At 62.8% G+C, this 16,033-nt stretch carries 14 protein-coding genes; 6 read left to right on the top strand and 8 right to left on the bottom strand.

Annotated elements, in window-relative coordinates; translation table 11 throughout:
* The 3 genes from gshA to NPS58_RS18420 all read right to left on the bottom strand — a co-directional run bounded on the left by gshA (position 1) and on the right by NPS58_RS18420 (position 4,442).
* Positions 1-1,587, bottom strand: coding sequence for a glutamate--cysteine ligase (gshA, locus tag NPS58_RS18430; protein WP_274116766.1), 1,587 nt, complete (start codon positions 1,585-1,587; stop codon positions 1-3).
* 153 nt (positions 1,588-1,740) lie between these two features.
* Positions 1,741-2,127: a PaaI family thioesterase gene (locus NPS58_RS18425; protein ID WP_274116765.1), complete on the bottom strand. Its 387-nt coding sequence runs from the start codon at positions 2,125-2,127 to the stop codon at positions 1,741-1,743.
* Positions 2,124-4,442 (bottom strand): Tex family protein, encoded by a 2,319-nt coding sequence (locus tag NPS58_RS18420; protein ID WP_274116764.1) that lies wholly within the window; start codon positions 4,440-4,442, stop codon positions 2,124-2,126. Before NPS58_RS18420 ends, NPS58_RS18425 begins: the two co-directional genes overlap by 4 nt.
* Before the next feature lie 241 nt (positions 4,443-4,683).
* On the opposite strand from NPS58_RS18420, the gene ompR reads away from it, so the two are divergent.
* Entirely contained in the window at positions 4,684-5,424 is a 741-nt protein-coding gene (ompR, locus tag NPS58_RS18415; RefSeq protein WP_028942311.1) for a two-component system response regulator OmpR, read from the top strand.
* A gap of 127 nt (positions 5,425-5,551) precedes the next feature.
* Positions 5,552-6,865, top strand: a complete 1,314-nt coding sequence (locus NPS58_RS18410; RefSeq protein ID WP_028942310.1) for an ATP-binding protein — start codon at positions 5,552-5,554, stop codon at positions 6,863-6,865.
* On the opposite strand, the gene rimK is transcribed toward NPS58_RS18410, so the two are convergent.
* Together rimK and NPS58_RS18400 are read right to left on the bottom strand one after the other, a co-directional pair.
* A complete protein-coding gene (rimK, locus tag NPS58_RS18405) occupies positions 6,862-7,767 on the bottom strand; it encodes a 30S ribosomal protein S6--L-glutamate ligase (RefSeq protein ID WP_274116763.1) in 906 nt (301 codons plus the stop codon). The genes NPS58_RS18410 and rimK overlap by 4 nt on opposite strands.
* Positions 7,764-8,246 carry an ATP-dependent zinc protease family protein gene (locus tag NPS58_RS18400; protein ID WP_274116762.1) on the bottom strand — a complete coding sequence of 161 codons (483 nt, stop codon included), beginning with the start codon at positions 8,244-8,246 and terminating at the stop codon, positions 7,764-7,766. Before NPS58_RS18400 ends, rimK begins: the two co-directional genes overlap by 4 nt.
* Positions 8,247-8,387: 141 nt before the next feature.
* Between NPS58_RS18400 and NPS58_RS18395 the strand changes: the two genes are divergently transcribed.
* The 4 genes from NPS58_RS18395 to NPS58_RS18380 all read left to right on the top strand — a co-directional run bounded on the left by NPS58_RS18395 (position 8,388) and on the right by NPS58_RS18380 (position 12,126).
* Complete coding sequence (locus NPS58_RS18395) at positions 8,388-8,786, top strand: RNA-binding S4 domain-containing protein (RefSeq protein ID WP_274116761.1); 399 nt, start codon at positions 8,388-8,390, stop codon at positions 8,784-8,786.
* A 115-nt stretch (positions 8,787-8,901) separates the two neighbouring features.
* On the top strand, positions 8,902-9,795 hold the full coding sequence (gene hslO / locus NPS58_RS18390; protein ID WP_274116760.1) for an Hsp33 family molecular chaperone HslO: 894 nt from the start codon (positions 8,902-8,904) through the stop codon (positions 9,793-9,795).
* A gap of 179 nt (positions 9,796-9,974) precedes the next feature.
* Complete coding sequence (locus NPS58_RS18385) at positions 9,975-11,516, top strand: phosphoenolpyruvate carboxykinase (RefSeq protein ID WP_274116759.1); 1,542 nt, start codon at positions 9,975-9,977, stop codon at positions 11,514-11,516.
* Between the two features lie 181 nt (positions 11,517-11,697).
* Entirely contained in the window at positions 11,698-12,126 is a 429-nt protein-coding gene (locus NPS58_RS18380; protein ID WP_274116758.1) for an acyl-CoA thioesterase, read from the top strand.
* Positions 12,127-12,150: 24 nt separating this feature from the next.
* Here NPS58_RS18380 and NPS58_RS18375 read toward each other — a convergent pair whose 3' ends face one another.
* The 3 genes from NPS58_RS18375 to fdhD all read right to left on the bottom strand — a co-directional run bounded on the left by NPS58_RS18375 (position 12,151) and on the right by fdhD (position 16,008).
* Positions 12,151-12,624, bottom strand: a complete 474-nt coding sequence (locus tag NPS58_RS18375) for a glycine zipper domain-containing protein (protein ID WP_274116757.1) — start codon at positions 12,622-12,624, stop codon at positions 12,151-12,153.
* Positions 12,625-12,838: 214 nt separating this feature from the next.
* The gene (locus tag NPS58_RS18370; protein ID WP_274116756.1) at positions 12,839-15,175 is read right to left on the bottom strand and encodes an FdhF/YdeP family oxidoreductase; all 2,337 of its coding nucleotides are present in this window, start codon (positions 15,173-15,175) and stop codon (positions 12,839-12,841) included.
* Complete coding sequence (fdhD, locus tag NPS58_RS18365) at positions 15,172-16,008, bottom strand: formate dehydrogenase accessory sulfurtransferase FdhD (protein WP_274116755.1); 837 nt, start codon at positions 16,006-16,008, stop codon at positions 15,172-15,174. Before fdhD ends, NPS58_RS18370 begins: the two co-directional genes overlap by 4 nt.
* Positions 16,009-16,033: the final 25 nt, after the last annotated feature.

The raw sequence follows: 16,033 nt of genomic DNA, 5'->3' as shown, positions 1-16,033 counted from the left end.
TCAGTTGCTGATCGCCAGGATGCTGGCCTGGTAGGCGCTGACGAACAGGTCGAAATCGGCCTTGTCCTCTTCACGCTCCAACTTGGCCTGGGCCTCCAGCGAGGCGCGCGCTGCCGCTTCGAAGCGTTGCTGTTCTTCGGCCGGCAACGCCTTGGCGCGCAAGAACTCGGCATGGGCCTGGCTTTGGCGCAGGGCGAAGCGGCTGAAGCTTTCCTTGTGCTCGGTCATGCTCGCCAGCACCTGGGCCGACGGCGTCAGGGACGGGTCGCTGACCTTGGCTTTTTGCAGTTGCAGGGCCTTGGCGTGTTCCTCGCCACCCTGGCTGCGGTCGAGCAGTTCGGCCAGCGGCGCAATGCGTTCGAGCAACTCGTCGGCCCATTGCTTGAGCTCGACCGGCTTGCCGTGGCGCTGCAGTTGCAGGCCAGGACGACGGCCTTCCTTGACCACGCTGAGGAAGTTGCCGGTGCAGTTGCCGCATTCCAGGTGACCCAGCAACGGGCTTTGCTCCAGGGCGCAGAACAACAGGAAGGCATCGAGGAAACGCGCCTCGGGCAGGTCGATACCGGTCGGCAGGAACGGGTTGATGTCCAGGCAGCGGACTTCGACGTACTGGATGCCACGGGCCATCAGCGCCTGGATCGGTCGCTCACCGCTGTAGGTCACGCGCTTGGGGCGAATGTTGGAGTAGTACTCGTTTTCGATCTGCAGGATGTTGGTGTTCAGCTGGACCCACTCGCCATCCTTGTGGGTGCCGATCTCGACATAAGGTGCGTAAGGGGTGGCTACGGCCCTGCGCAGGCTGTCGGTGTAGCTGCTGAGGTCGTTGTAGCAGGGCGTCAGGCCGGCCTGGGCGTTGCTCTGGTAACCCAGGTCGCTCATGCGAAGGCTGGTCGCGTAGGGCAGGTACAGGGTGTCGGCATCGAACTGTTCGAGCTGATGCGCCCGGCCACGCAGGAAGCCGGCATCCAGGGCGGGCGAGGCACCGAACAGGTACATCAGCAGCCAGCTGTAGCGACGGAAGTTGCGGATCAGGGCGATATAGGCGGCCGACTGGTAGTCGCGGTCATCGAGCTGACTGTCTTCGGCGCCACGCAGCAGCGGCCAGAGCTTTTCCGGCAGCGAGAAGTTGTAGTGGATACCGGCGATGCACTGCATGGTGCGGCCGTAGCGCAGGGCGAGGCCCTTGCGGTAGACGTACTTGAGCTGACCGATGTTGGAGGTGCCGTACCAGGCGATCGGAATGTCTTCCTCGGCCGGCAGCGGGCAGGGCATCGACGGGCTCCACAAATACTCGGTGCCCAGCTGGGTATAGGCGAAGCGGTGGATGTTCTCCAGGCTTTCGAGGGTCTGCGCAGGGTCGGCCAGGGCTGGGGTGATGAACTCCAGCAGCGACTCCGAATAGTCCGTGGTGATCTGCTCGTGGGTCAGTGCCGCGCCGAGGGTCTCGGGGTGCGGGGTCTGGGCCAGGCGACCGTCCTCGGTCACACGCAGGCATTCGCGCTCGATGCCGTGCAGGCACTGCTTGAGCAGGGAAAGGTTGTCGCCTTGGCCGAGCAGGCTCAGGCGGCGGTTGAGAAGTTCGCTCAAGATGGATTCCTTCACACGTCAGTCGCCGCAATATGGGGGTAGAGATGACGGTCTACAAGGGTGGACAAAGGAACTGGCGTTGTCGCCTGGTGTTGGCCGGCTTCCGGCAGTGCCTGCGCTCTGCCGAAAGTATCGCAGTTTGGCCGTTTGCGGCTAGAGGACGACGAATGTCCCTTGTGCTTTTGCCACCAGCTTGTCGTCCTGAAGCACATCGGCGTCGACTACCAGGGTGCGGCGTCCGGCATGCAATACCCGGGCGATGCACTGCACCTCACCGTCGCCGACGGCGCGCAGGTAGTTGATCTTGCATTCCAGAGTGACGCTCTGCTGGTCGAAGCCGTGGGCGCTCGAGCAGGCCAGGCCCATGGCGGTGTCGACCAAACTGAAGATCGCGCCGCCATGCAGCTTGCCGCCCCGGTTGCGCAGGTGCGGTTCCAGGGCCAGGGTCATTTCTGCAACGCCTGCTTCCAGGCGTTGCAGGCGGCAGCCGAGCAGTTGGCTGAAGGCGCTCAGGGTGACTTCTTGCGCAGCGTCCGTCACTTCTTCTTCAACTGCTTGGCGTTGGCGAACAGCGCTGCCATCGCGTTGTTGGTCGGGGCCGGGGTTTCCTTGGCGCGGGCCGGGGCGCTTTGCTGGCGCGGGGCCGAGCCCGGACGGCTGCCACGGGCGCCATCGACTTTCTCACCCGGGGTGTCGCTCATGCGCATCGACAAGCCGACGCGTTTGCGCGGGATATCGATCTCCATGACCTTGACCTTGACCACGTCGCCGGCCTTGACCGCCTCGCGTGGGTCCTTGATGAACTTCTCCGACAGTGCCGAGATATGGACCAGGCCATCCTGGTGCACGCCGATGTCGACGAAGGCACCGAAGTTGGTGACGTTGGTGACCACACCTTCGAGGATCATGCCCAGTTGCAGGTCCTTGAGGTCTTCGACGCCTTCCTGGAACTCGGCAGTCTTGAACTCGGGGCGCGGGTCGCGGCCGGGTTTGTCCAGTTCCTGGAGGATGTCGGTAACCGTTGGCAGGCCGAAGGTTTCATCGGTGAATTTCTTCGGGTCCAGGCGCTTGAGGAACCCGCTGTCGCCGATCAGCGAACGGATGTCGCGGTCGGTTTCGGCGGCGATTCGCTGCACCAGTGGATAGGCCTCAGGGTGCACCGCCGAGGCGTCCAGTGGGTTGTCGCCGTTCATCACGCGCAGGAAGCCTGCGGCTTGTTCGAAGGTTTTCTCGCCCAGGCGGCTGACTTTCTTCAGCGCTGCGCGGGTCTTGAAGGCGCCATTGGCGTCACGGTGGGCAACGATGTTCTGCGCCAGGGTGCTGTTGAGCCCGGAGATGCGGGCCAGCAGGGCCACCGAGGCGGTGTTGACGTCGACGCCGACGGCGTTCACGCAGTCCTCGACCACGGCGTCCAGGCCACGGGCCAGCTTGAGCTGCGACACGTCATGCTGGTACTGGCCGACACCGATGGATTTGGGGTCGATCTTCACCAGCTCCGCCAGCGGGTCCTGCAGGCGACGGGCGATGGACACCGCGCCACGGATCGACACGTCCAGGTCGGGGAATTCACGGGCGGCCAGCTCGGAGGCCGAATACACCGATGCGCCGGCTTCGGAGACCATGATCTTGGTCATCTTCAGGGCAGGGTATTTCTTGATCAGCTCGGCAGCCAGCTTGTCGGTTTCGCGGCTGGCAGTGCCGTTACCGATGGCGATCAGTTCCACCGAGTGCTTGGCGCACAGGGCGGCGAGCACGGCGATGGTCTGGTCCCACTGGTTCTTCGGTACGTGAGGGTACACGGTGGCGGTGTCGAGCAGCTTGCCGGTGGCATCCACGACCGCGACCTTGCAGCCGGTACGCAGGCCCGGGTCAAGGCCCAGGGTGGCGCGTGGGCCGGCCGGTGCGGCTAGCAGCAGGTCGTGCAGGTTGTGGGCGAAGACGTTGATCGCCTCGCTCTCGGCGTTGTCGCGCAGCTCGCCGAACAGGTCGGTTTCCAGGTGGCTGTAGAGCTTGACCTTCCAGGTCCAGCGCACCACTTCGGCCAGCCATTTGTCGGCAGGACGGTTCTGGTTCCGCAGGCCGAAACGCTCGGCGATCATCATCTCGCATGGGTGCAGGGTACCTGGCAGTTCTTCGCCGACTTTCAGCGAAGCGGCCAGCACGCCTTCGTTGCGGCCACGGAAAATCGCCAGGGCGCGGTGTGACGGTACGCTCTTGAGCAGCTCGTCATGTTCGAAGTAATCGCGGAACTTGGCGCCTTCTTCCTCTTTGCCGGCGACCAGGCGGGCACTGAGTACCGCTTCCTGCTTGAGGAAACTGCGCAGCTTGTCGAGCAGGCTGGCGTCTTCGGCAAAGCGCTCCATGAGAATGTACTTGGCGCCTTCGAGTGCGGCCTTGACGTCGGCCACGCCTTTGTCGGCATCGACGAAGCGCGCGGCTTCGACCTCAGGGGTCAGTTGCGGGTCATTCAACAGGCCGTCGGCCAGTTCGCCCAGGCCGGCTTCCAGGGCGATCTGGCCCTTGGTGCGGCGTTTTTGCTTGTAGGGCAGGTAAAGGTCTTCGAGGCGGGTCTTGGTGTCGGCCAGCTTGATTTCGCGGGCCAGCTCCGGGGTCAGCTTGCCTTGTTCCTCGATGCTGGCCAGGATGCTGGCGCGGCGATCGTCCAGCTCGCGCAGGTAGCGCAGGCGTTCTTCCAGATGGCGCAGTTGGGTGTCGTCCAGGCTGCCGGTCACTTCTTTACGGTAACGGGCGATAAAAGGCACTGTCGAGCCTTCATCAAGCAGGGCCACGGCCGCTTCGACCTGTTGCGGGCGGACACCGAGTTCCTCGGCGATGCGGCTGTTGATGCTGTCCATAAAACCACCTGACATATTGTGAATACAAAGGCCGCGGGCGGGCGCCTGAGGGCGCTGAAAGTCAATGCGGCGCTATCCGAAAGCGGCGCATTATACCCAGTGCGTCGGGGTTGCGGTGATGGCAGGGAGCCAGTTGGTGGCCGGGCAAAACTGGCACAAGGGGAAAAATCTGCTAACAATGCACACGGCACGGCCAATGGCGGCTAAGCCATAATGCGTGCCGAGATTAAAGGAGCTACCCATGAGCAGCACTGCACAAACCGCTGAAGGCGAAAAAATCCTCATCGTCGACGACGACCCGGGCTTGAGCAGCCTGCTGGAGCGTTTCTTTACCAGCAAGGGCTACCGCGCTCGCGCAGTACCCAACACCGAACAGATGGACCGCCTGCTGGCCCGTGAGGTCTTCAACCTGGTGGTGCTCGACCTGATGCTGCCTGGCGAAGATGGCCTGACCGCGTGTCGCCGGTTGCGCGCCGCGAACAACCAGATCCCGATCATCATGCTCACCGCCAAGGGCGACGAGCTGAGCCGCATCAAGGGCCTGGAGCTGGGCGCTGACGACTACCTGGCCAAGCCGTTCAACCCCGACGAGTTGATGGCCCGGGTCAAGGCCGTATTGCGCCGCCAGGCGCCGACCGTTCCGGGCGCGCCCGGCAGCGAAGACGAAACCGTCACCTTCGGCGACTACGAGCTGTCGCTGGCTACCCGCGAGCTCAAGCGCGGCGAAGAAGTGCACATGCTCACCACCGGTGAGTTCGCCGTGCTCAAGGCCTTGGTGATGCATGCCCGTGAGCCGTTGACTCGCGACAAACTGATGAACCTGGCCCGTGGCCGCGAATGGGACGCCCTCGAGCGCTCCATCGACGTGCAGATTTCCCGCTTGCGTCGCATGATCGAGCCCGACCCGTCGAAGCCGCGTTATATTCAGACTGTATGGGGTGTCGGTTACGTCTTCGTACCGGATGGTAATGCCAGCAAGTGATGTTTCGTTTGTAGGCATCAGTCATGACGAACAGGGTGGTCCTATGGGTTGCCCTGTTTTTGTGTGTGCTGAGGCCTGCAAAGCCTGCGAGTTCAGCTCGCGCCTGCAAAGTGTGTAGCCGCTGTCGATGAAAACACCCCTGTGGTTCCCGCAAAGCTTCTTCGCCCGCACCCTCTGGCTGGTGCTCATCGTCGTGCTCTTCTCCAAGGCCCTGACCCTTGTCTACCTGCTGATGAACGAGGACGTGCTGGTCGATCGACAGTACAGCCACGGCGTAGCCTTGACCCTGAGGGCCTATTGGGCGGCAGATGAGTCTGATCGGGACAAGATCGCTGAAGCGGCCGGGTTGATCCGCGTGGTGGGCTCCGGTGTCCCGGAGGGGGAACAGCATTGGCCCTACAGTGAAATCTACCAGCGCCAGATGCAGGCCGAACTGGGTGCCGACACCGAGGTTCGCCTGCGCATCCATGCACCACCGGCGCTGTGGGTCAGGGCGCCCAGCCTGGGGGATGGCTGGCTGAAGGTTCCACTCTACCCGCACCCGTTGCGCGGCCAGAAGATCTGGAGCGTGCTGGGCTGGTTCCTGGCCATTGGCTTGTTGTCCACGGCCTCGGCCTGGATCTTCGTGCGCCAGCTCAACCAGCCACTCAAGCGCCTGGTATTCGCGGCACGACAACTGGGCCAGGGGCGTAGCGTGAGGTTGCCGATCAGTGATACGCCCAGTGAGATGACCGAGGTCTACCGCGCCTTCAATCAGATGGCCGAAGATGTCGAACAAGCCGGGCGCGAGCGGGAGTTGATGCTGGCAGGGGTTTCCCATGACCTGCGTACGCCGCTGACCCGATTGCGTTTGTCGTTGTCGCTGCTGGCCAACGAGAGCGACCTCACCGACGACATGGTGCGCGATATCGAAGACATGGATGCGATTCTCGACCAGTTCCTGGCTTTCATCCGCGATGGACGAGACGAACCGGTTGAGCAGGTCGACCTGAGCGACCTGGTACGTGAAGTGGTAGCGCCGTTCAATCAGCCTGAAGAACGGGTGCGCCTGTGCCTTGAGCCGATTCCTCCGTTTCCGTTGCGGCGGGTGTCGCTCAAGCGGCTGCTGAACAACTTGATCGGCAACGCGCTTTATCACGCCGGCAAAGGGGTCGAGGTGGCGGCCTACGTATCGGGCGACAGCAGCGCGCCTTACGTGGTGCTCAGTGTGCTGGACAGGGGGGCGGGCATCGACCCGAACGAGCTGGAAGGCATCTTCAACCCATTCATCCGGGGTGACCGTGCCCGCAGCGGCAAGGGCACCGGCCTGGGCCTGGCGATCGTCAAGCGCATTGCCGCCCAGCATGGCGGCAATGTCGAATTGCGCAACCGCTCCGGCGGCGGGCTGGAAGCCCGGGTGCGCCTGCCGCTGGGCCTGTTGCTGCCGCGCGACGCGGTCTAGCCTTTGCCCTTTGTGCGGGTCAGGTTTGGCCCGCCGTTCTTTTCCAGGTGTTCGATGATCATCCCGGCAACGTCCTTGGCGGTGGTCACTTCGATGCCTTCGAGGCCCGGCGAAGAGTTCACTTCCATCACCAGCGGGCCGTGATTGGAGCGCAGGATGTCGACCCCCGCCACGCTCAAGCCCATGACCTTGGCCGCACGAATGGCCGTCATGCGTTCTTCCGGGGTGATCTTGATCAGGCTGGCGCTGCCGCCGCGATGCAGGTTGGAGCGAAACTCGCCGGGCTTGGCCTGGCGCTTCATCGAGGCAATGACCTTGTCGCCGACCACAAAGCAGCGGATATCGGCGCCACCGGCCTCCTTGATGTACTCCTGGACCATGATGTTCTGCTTCAAGCCCATGAACGCCTCGATCACCGATTCGGCAGCCTTGGTGGTTTCGCACAGCACCACACCGATGCCCTGGGTGCCTTCGAGCACCTTGATCACCAGGGGAGCACCGTTGACCATCTGGATCAGGTCGGGGATGTCATCCGGCGAGTGGGCGAAGCCCGTCACCGGCAGGCCGATCCCGCGTCGCGACAGCAACTGCAGCGAGCGCAGCTTGTCGCGGGAGCGGGCGATGGCCACTGACTCGTTCAGCGGGAACACGCCCATCATCTCGAACTGGCGCAGTACCGCGCAGCCGTAGAAGGTCACCGAGGCACCGATGCGTGGGATCACCGCGTCGAAGCCCTCCAGCGGCTTGCCGCGGTAGTGGATCTGCGGCTTGTGGCTGGCGATATTCATGTAGGCGCGCAGGGTATCGATCACAACCATCTCATGGCCTCGTTCGGTACCGGCTTCTACCAGGCGACGAGTGGAATACAGACGCGGGTTTCGCGACAGCACGGCGATCTTCATGCAACACCTGTGGAGGGGGAAATAGTGGCCGGGAATGCCGGCTTGTCCTGAATGTATTTGAGACCCGGATTGACCACCAACTGGCCATGGATCAGGGCTTTGGAACCCAGTAGCAGGCGATAGCGCATGGCTTTGCGGCAGGCCAGGGTGAACTCGACCTCCCAGACCCGGTCGCCCAGCGCCAGGGCCGTGCGAATGACGTAGCGAGTCTGGGCGTGGCCGTTGGAGCTCTTGATGGTCTTCATGGTCACCAGCGGCGCCTCGCAGCGACGATGACGCAATTGTACGACCGAGCCCAGGTGGGCGTTGAACCGTACCCATTGCTCGCCATTGCGCTCGAAGGGCTCGACTTCGGTGGCGTGCAGGCTCGAGGTGCTGGCACCGGTGTCGATCTTGGCGCGCAGGCCCGCCACGCCGAGGTCGGGCAAGGCTACCCACTCGCGCAGGCCAATCACAGTCAAATGGTCAAATGTCTTCAAAATGCTCAACCAGCGTAGGAAATCGTCAGGCCGGAACCGGCGTGTGCGACAGTTCGGTGAACTGTAAGCACGCGGCGGTTTTTTTGCATCCGCCAGTTACGGTAGTACAGTTCCGTTAAGGAAAATCATTGGGGAAATGTCATGGCACAAAAGCCGGAAGAGGACGACAAGGTCCGCCTGGACAAGTGGTTATGGGCGGCGCGTTTCTACAAGACCCGGGCGCTGGCCAAGGCGGCCATCGAAAGTGGCAAGGTGCACTGTCGCGGGGAGCGTTGCAAGCCGGGCAAGGAGCCACGTGTGGGCGACGAGTTCGTGCTGCGTACCGGGTTCGATGAACGCACGGTGGTGGTCAGGGCGTTGTCAATTGTCCGCCGCGGTGCCCCCGAGGCCCAGGCGCTCTACGAAGAAACCCAGCAGAGTATCGACAAGCGTGAACAGGCCGCGGCACAGCGTAAAGCAGGGGCCCTGGGGGTAAGCACCGATGGTCGGCCGACCAAGAAACAGCGGCGTCAGTTCCACCAGTTTCACGACAACCAGTAAGGGCACCATTCGTCGCACGCTGGCAACCGCGAGGGAGCAAACGGTGTCCTTGCTTGGAACAGGGGGCAATTGCCCATAAAATACGCCCATCCTTCTCTTCAGAAAGCCAGCATTCATGTCTGATACCGATTACACCCAACGCTTCATCTTCGACGAGCGCGACGTGCGCGGTGAACTCGTCGCGCTGGAGCACAGCTACGCCGAAGTCCTGGCCAAGCACGATTACCCACTGCCGGTCCAGCAACTGCTGGGCGAGTTCATGGCAGCGGCTGCGCTGCTGGTCGGGACCCTCAAGTTCGATGGTTTGCTGATCCTCCAAGCCCGTTCCGAGGGCCCGGTGCCCCTGCTGATGATCGAATGCTCCAGCGAGCGCGATATTCGCGGCCTGGCCCGCTACAACGCCGAGGACATCAGCGAGGGTGCAACCCTGGCGGACCTGATGCCCAGCGGCGTGCTGGCCATGACCGTCGACCCTACCCAGGGCCAGCGCTACCAGGGTATCGTCGACCTGGACGGTGAGACCCTGTCGGAGTGCTTCACCAACTACTTCGTCATGTCCCAGCAGGTGAATACCAAGTTCTGGTTGAACGCCGATGGCAAGCACGCCCGCGGCCTGTTGCTGCAGCAACTGCCCGCCGACCGCGAGAAAGACGAAGAAGAGCGTGCTGCAAGCTGGCAGCACGTGACGGCCCTGGCCAGCACCCTGACAGCCGAAGAGCTGCTGGGCCTGAACAACGAGACAGTCCTTCACCGTCTCTATCACGAAGAGGCCGTGCGCCTGTTCGATATCCAGCCGCTGCGTTTCCATTGCAGCTGCTCGCGCGAGCGCTCCGGCAACGCCCTGGTCAGCCTCGGGCTGGAAGACGCCAAACAGCTGGCAGCCGAGCATGGCGGTAGCGTTGAAGTCGATTGCCAGTTCTGCAACCAGAGCTACAAGTTCGACGCGGCGGATATCGAGCAATTGTTCGCAGGTGGCGGTGTAGACACGCCCTCAGATACTCGGCACTAAAACGTTTCACCACAGGAAAAACTCCTGTCGAATGCCGTAAACCGGGTGTTCTGACAGGAGGGCCCTACTTTTTTTGGGCGTTTCTGGCATAATCCGGCCACTTTTTTCGCTGTAGTAGTTTTCAAAGCTCTACTACAAAACGTTTGGAGCACTCGGCCGCAGGCCGGATGGGGAATCTCATGACGCAAGCCAACAACACCGTCTACACCGACCTGAGCGTCGATGAGCTGGTAAAAGAAGCGCTGAACCGCGGTGAAGGCGAGCTGGCCGATACTGGCGCCCTGGTCGTGAAAACCGGTCACCGTACCGGTCGTTCGCCGGTTGACCGTTTCATCGTCGAAGAGCCGTCCACGCAGGACGCCATCGCCTGGGGCCCGATCAACCGCAAGTTCCCGGCCGACAAGTTCGATGCCCTGTGGAACCGCGTCGAGGCGTTCAACAACGCCCAAGAGCATTTCGTTTCCCATGTTCACGTAGGTGCGGCCACCGAGCACTACCTGCCCGTGAAGATGACTACCCAGACTGCCTGGCAGAACCTGTTCGGCCGTTGCCTGTTCATCAACCCGCAGCAGTACAACCCTGCCGGCCGTGATGAGTGGCAAGTGCTGAACGTTGCCAACTTCGAGTGCGTGCCAGAGCGTGACGGCACCAACTCCGATGGTTGCGTGATCATCAACTTCGCACAGAAGAAAGTGCTGATCGCTGGCATGCGCTACGCCGGCGAGATGAAGAAAGCCATGTTCTCGGTGCAGAACTTCCTGCTGCCGGCTGCCGACGTGCTGCCAATGCACTGCGCTGCCAACATCGGCGAAGAAGGCGACGTGACCCTGTTCTTCGGTCTGTCCGGTACCGGCAAGACCACCCTGTCGGCTGATGAAAGCCGCTACCTGATCGGTGACGACGAGCACGGCTGGGGCGAAGGCGTAGTGTTCAACATCGAAGGCGGTTGCTATGCCAAGTGCATCGACCTGTCCGAGAAGAACGAGCCGGTCATCTGGAAAGCCATCAAGCACGGCGCCGTTCTTGAAAACGTCGTTCTGGACGGTGACAAGAAAGCAGACTACGCCGATGGCAGCCTGACCCAGAACAGCCGCGCCGCCTACCCGCTGGAGCACGTCGAGAAGCGTTCCGAGAAGAACCTAGGCGGCGAGCCTAACGCTGTGATCTTCCTGACCTGCGACCTGACTGGCGTACTGCCGCCTGTGTCGATCCTCAGCGAAGAGCAAGCGGCCTACCACTTCCTGTCGGGCTACACCGCACTGGTCGGTTCCACCGAAATGGGTTCGGGCAGCGGCATCAAGTCGACCTTCTCCACCTGCTTCGGCGCACCGTTCTTCCCGCGCCCGGCTGGCGAGTACGCTGAACTGCTGATCAAGCGTATCCGTGGCTTCGGCTCCAAGGTCTACCTGGTCAACACCGGCTGGACCGGCGGTGGCTACGGCGTCGGCAAGCGCTTCAACATCCCGACCACCCGTGCCGTGATCGCAGCCATCCAGAGCGGTGCTCTGGTCGGTGCCGAGACCGAACACCTGGATATCATCAACCTGGACGTGCCAAAAGCCGTTGCCGGTGTTGAAACTGTGCTGCTCAACCCACGTAACACCTGGGCTGACCAAGCTGCCTACGATGAAGCAGCCAAGGGCCTGGCCAACCTGTTCATCGAGAACTTCAAGAAGTTCGAAGTTTCCGACGCCATCAAGGCTGCTGGCCCACAGCTGTAAGCTAAAGCCCGCGTGAAACGAAAAAGCCGCCCCCAGGGGCGGCTTTTTGCTTTCTTCCATTCCGGTTGTCTAAGACCATTCTTCGTAGGCGGCCTCATGGGCCTGCCTGGTTGCAACTATGGGACTTGCGGCACCTTTGTGGGAAGCTTCTGCCTCTCATGCTCAGTGACCAAGGCCCGCCATGTCTGAATCCCCTCAACGCCACGATTATCCCCACCTGCAACCCATCCTCACGCGCTGGCAAGACAGTGATCTCAACGGTTTTATCGCCGGTGCCACGGTGTATGCCTATTTCGATACGACGATCCAGGGCTTCCTGCAGCAGCAAGCCGGCCTGGATCTTCAGGAAGGCGAGGTGATGGGATTCGTGGTCAGTTCGGCGGCGGATTTCTTTGCGTTGCCAGCGTTTCCCGACACCCTCGAAGTGGGCCTGCGCGTTGCGCGCCTTGCAGGCAGTTCGGTGGAGTATCAAGTGGCGCTGTTCAAGGTAGGGGAGGTGCAGGCGTGTGCAGCGGGGAAGGTGGTGCAGGTGTTCGTCGAACGCGCCTCGGGACGCCCTGCAGCGCTACCTGAAGGGCTTCAGGCAGCGCTGGTACGTATTCAGGGCTGAGGCATGCTTTAGCTGCCGGCGCTCTTAACGGTGACGCCAGTGCTTCTTGTGCTTGCGGTGGCCGTAATGGTGGCCGCGGTCGTGGTAGTGGCGACGGTCGTCATAGCCACGGTTGCGGTAGCGGCGATCTTCGTCGTCGCTCTTGTTGCCCATGTAGTTACCCAGGGCACCACCGGCACCACCGCCTGCGGCTGCACCGATGTAGCTACCGGTGGTGCCGCCTACGCTGCGACCCACCACGTTGCCGCCGGCTGCGCCCAGGGCGCCACCGATAGCGGCTTCACCACGGCTGCGTTTGTCGGCGCCGACGGCACTGCCTGCCGCGCCGCCCAGACCCGCACCGATTGCCGAGCCGGTGCTGCCGCCGATCGACTGACCGACCACCGAACCCAGTACCCCACCCAATGCGCCGCCAATACCGGCTTCGGTGGTGCCACCTGCCGAGGCAACGCCACTGAGCAGGCCGAGAGACAACAACAGAATCGAGGAGTACTTCATCAAGAGAGCCTCATAGGGATGACGAGGCGATCCTGAGGCTGGCGAGGGGGGCTGGCAACGGAAATCCGACGAGTAACACGAGTTGTACACAATTCTCTAAGTTACTGTTTTAACTATGAAACTTTCTTTGTTTTTGGCTGTCTGAGCTTACTTGAGACAAGGCCCCGGCATCGCTGCCAGGGCCTTTTTTTGTGTCTGAAGTACTGCGAGTCTGTCAGAGGATGCGGGCGTTGTCGCTGGCAGGTTCCAGTTTGATCGCAACGAATTTCGAGGTGGGTGTGTGGCTGCCGTCGCCGACGCTCTCGAGCGGCACCAGCGGATTGACCTCCGGATAGTACGCCGCTGCCTGGCCCGCCGGTATATCGAACGCCAGCAGGGTGAACCCCTTGACCCGACGTTCGCGACCATCGCTCCACAACGAAACGATATCGGCCTTCTGCCCCGGATGAAAGCCCAGGCGGATGATATCGGCTTCGTTGGCGAACAGCACATTGCGCTGGCCCTTGACCCCGCGGTAGCGATCATCCAGGCCATAGATGGTGGTGTTGTACTGATCGTGGGAACGCATCGACTGCATGATCAGGTCCGGTACCTGGCCGGTGGCGCGCACCCGCTCATGGAGCAGGTCGTCGGGCAGGCCGTTGGCCTTGAAGTTGGCCAGGCCACTGGCGGTCTTCCATTGCCGCTGTCCGGCGCTGTTGCCCAGGTAGAAGCCGCCCGGGTGTTCCAGGCGCTGGTTGAATTCGTCGAAGCCGGGAATGGTGTCGCTGATCAGGTCACGGATGCGCCGGTAGTCGGCCACCAGCCAGTTCCAGTCCACCGGTTTGGCGCCCAGTGTGGCGGCAGCGATACCGGCAATTACCGCAGGCTCCGAGCGCATCTGTCGCGACAGCGGCTGCAATTGGCCGTTGGAGGCATGGACCATGCTGAAGGAGTCTTCCACCGTGACCGCCTGCGGACCTTCACTTTGCAGGTCGATGTCGGTGCGGCCCAGGCACGGCAGGATCAACGCCTGCTTGCCATGAACCAGGTGGCTGCGATTGAGCTTGGTGCTGATCTGCACGGTCAGCTCGCAGTTGCGCAAGGCCTGGGCGGTGCGCTCTGTGTCGGGCGTCGCCTGGGCAAAGTTGCCGCCCAGGCCGATGAATACCCTGGCCTGGCCCGCGAGCATCGCGCCGATGGCTTCCACGGTATTGTGGCCGTTGCGGCGCGGCACCTTGAAGTCGAATCGGCGTTCCAGCGCATCGAGCAGGGCCACCGGAGGGCGCTCGTTGATGCCCATGGTGCGGTCGCCCTGCACGTTGCTGTGGCCACGTACCGGGCACAAGCCGGCGCCGGGTACGCCAAGGTTGCCGCGCAGCAGCATGAGGTTGGCGATTTCCTGGATGGTCGCCACCGAGTGCCGGTGCTGGGTAATGCCCATGGCCCAGCACATGATGACTGTCCTGGCCTTGCAGTACATGCGCGCGGCCTGCTCGATCTCGGCAAGGCTCAGGCCCGACTGGCTCTGGATCTGTTCCCACGGAGTCGCGTCGACGGCGGCCAGGTAGTCGTCCACACCCTGGGTGTGCTCGGCGAGGAAGTCCTGATCGAAGATCGCCGGCGCCTGGCTGGCCTGTGCCTCGCGTTCCCACTGCAGCAGGAACTTGGCCATGCCGCGCAGCACCGCCATGTCGCCGCCCAGGGCCGGGCGGAAATACGCAGTGTTGGTCGGGCGGTCGCCATTGGTGAGCATCTCCAGCGGATGCTGGGGGTGCTGGAAGCGCTCAAGGCCACGTTCCTTGAGAGGATTGATACAGACCACCTGGGCACCACGCTTGACCGCCTCGCGCAGCGGTTCGAGCATGCGCGGGTGGTTGGTGCCAGGGTTCTGGCCCCAGACGAAAATGGCCTCGGCGTGTTCGAAGTCATCAAACGTCACGGTCCCTTTGCCGACCCCGACACTCTGGCCCAGGGCCACGCCGCTGGCCTCGTGGCACATGTTCGAGCAGTCGGGGAAATTGTTGGTGCCGTAGGCGCGTACGAACAACTGGTACAGGTACGCCGCCTCGTTGCTGGCGCGACCAGAGGTGTAGAACTCGGCCTGGTCGGGGCTGGCCAGGTTGCGCAGGTGGCTGGCGATCAGTGCAAAGGCGCCTTCCCAGTCGATGGGGCGATAACGGTCGGTGTCGGCGTCATAGACCATCGGTTCGGTCAGTCGCCCTTGGTATTCCAGCCAGTAATCGCTCTGGGCCAGCAGCGAAGTGACGCTGTGGCGGGCGAAGAACGCCGCGTCGACACGGCGTTTGGTGGCTTCCCAGTTGACCGCCTTGGCGCCGTTCTCGCAGAACTTGACCATGCCGCTTTCCGGCGAGTCGCCCCAGGCGCAGCCGGGGCAGTCGAAACCGCCGTTCTGGTTGGTCTTGAGCAGGGCACGGATGTTCTTCAGCGCGTTGTCGCTACCGATCCAGGCCTGGGCCACACTGCGCAGGGCTCCCCAGCCGCCGGCGGCACCTTTATAGGGTTTGTAGCGAGGAACAGGCTTCTGGTCGGCTTGGTGGTGCAGGCTCAAGATCGGTTCTCCCGCACGGGGCTGAACACCCGTGGCGCACTGTGTTTAGGCAGATGGATCAGGTTGAGGTTGTGCCGGCGGGCCCACTGCAGGGCCAGGCCTGTCGGGGACGACAGGCTGACCAGGGTCTGGATGCCCGCCCGCAGCACCTTCTGGATCAGCTCCAGGCTGCAGCGGCTGGTGACGATGGCAAGGCCGCCGTCCAGGCTCAAGTGCTGGCGCAGCAGGGCGCCGATCAACTTGTCCAGGGCGTTGTGCCGGCCAATGTCTTCGCGGCCCATCAGCAACTCACCCTGAGCGTTCATGAACAGCGCCGCATGTACCGCACCGCAGTGCTGGCCAAGGGGCGTGAAGGCATCGATGCGTTGGCGCAGGCCGTCGAGCCAGTGCGCCGGCGGCAGGGGCGCGCCGGGCAATACGTTCAACTCCGGCAGGGCCTGCTCCAGGGCTTCGACACCACACAGGCCGCAGCCGCTGGTGCCGGCCAGTTGGCGGCGCTGGTTCTTCAGGTTCCAGAACGCGCGGCTGGCAATTTCCACCTCTGCGCTGATGGCCGAGCCCCGGCCGCTGAGCTTCACGTCATAGATATCGTCGGGCGAGGCAATGATACCGCTACCGATACTGAAGCCGACGATGAAGTCTTCAAGGTCGGTCGGGCTGACCAGCATCACGGCCTGGTTGATGCCGTTATAGGCAATGGCCAGGGCGACCTCTTCAGCCAGTGCGGTGCTGGCCTGGCTGTCGTCGGTCAGGTGGATATAGTCGTAGCGGTTACTGGCCGCGGGCGCAGTCAGGGGGGCGGACGCCGCGCAGGCCGGAGGTTTTGTGCTCATTGGAGATACCGGCGGCTGGTCTGGT

The organism is Pseudomonas putida (genome assembly GCF_028682455.1).
Classification (GTDB): Bacteria; Pseudomonadota; Gammaproteobacteria; order Pseudomonadales; family Pseudomonadaceae; genus Aquipseudomonas; species Aquipseudomonas putida_AA.
The sequence above is the reverse complement of the archived record's forward strand: the minus strand, read 5'-3'. Positions and strand labels throughout refer to the sequence as shown.

Bases quoted from the DNA above. Each gene is read 5' to 3' on its own strand.
- ompR (WP_028942311.1), top strand. From the start codon at position 4,684: ATGAGCAGCACTGCACAAACCGCTGAAGGCGAAAAAATCCTCATCGTC.
- rimK (WP_274116763.1), bottom strand. From the start codon at position 7,767: ATGAAGATCGCCGTGCTGTCGCGAAACCCGCGTCTGTATTCCACTCGT.
- NPS58_RS18420 (WP_274116764.1), bottom strand. From the start codon at position 4,442: ATGGACAGCATCAACAGCCGCATCGCCGAGGAACTCGGTGTCCGCCCG.
- NPS58_RS18410 (WP_028942310.1), top strand. From the start codon at position 5,552: ATGAAAACACCCCTGTGGTTCCCGCAAAGCTTCTTCGCCCGCACCCTC.
- fdhD (WP_274116755.1), bottom strand. From the start codon at position 16,008: ATGAGCACAAAACCTCCGGCCTGCGCGGCGTCCGCCCCCCTGACTGCG.
- NPS58_RS18395 (WP_274116761.1), top strand. From the start codon at position 8,388: ATGGCACAAAAGCCGGAAGAGGACGACAAGGTCCGCCTGGACAAGTGG.
- NPS58_RS18385 (WP_274116759.1), top strand. From the start codon at position 9,975: ATGACGCAAGCCAACAACACCGTCTACACCGACCTGAGCGTCGATGAG.
- NPS58_RS18375 (WP_274116757.1), bottom strand. From the start codon at position 12,624: ATGAAGTACTCCTCGATTCTGTTGTTGTCTCTCGGCCTGCTCAGTGGC.
- NPS58_RS18380 (WP_274116758.1), top strand. From the start codon at position 11,698: ATGTCTGAATCCCCTCAACGCCACGATTATCCCCACCTGCAACCCATC.
- hslO (WP_274116760.1), top strand. From the start codon at position 8,902: ATGTCTGATACCGATTACACCCAACGCTTCATCTTCGACGAGCGCGAC.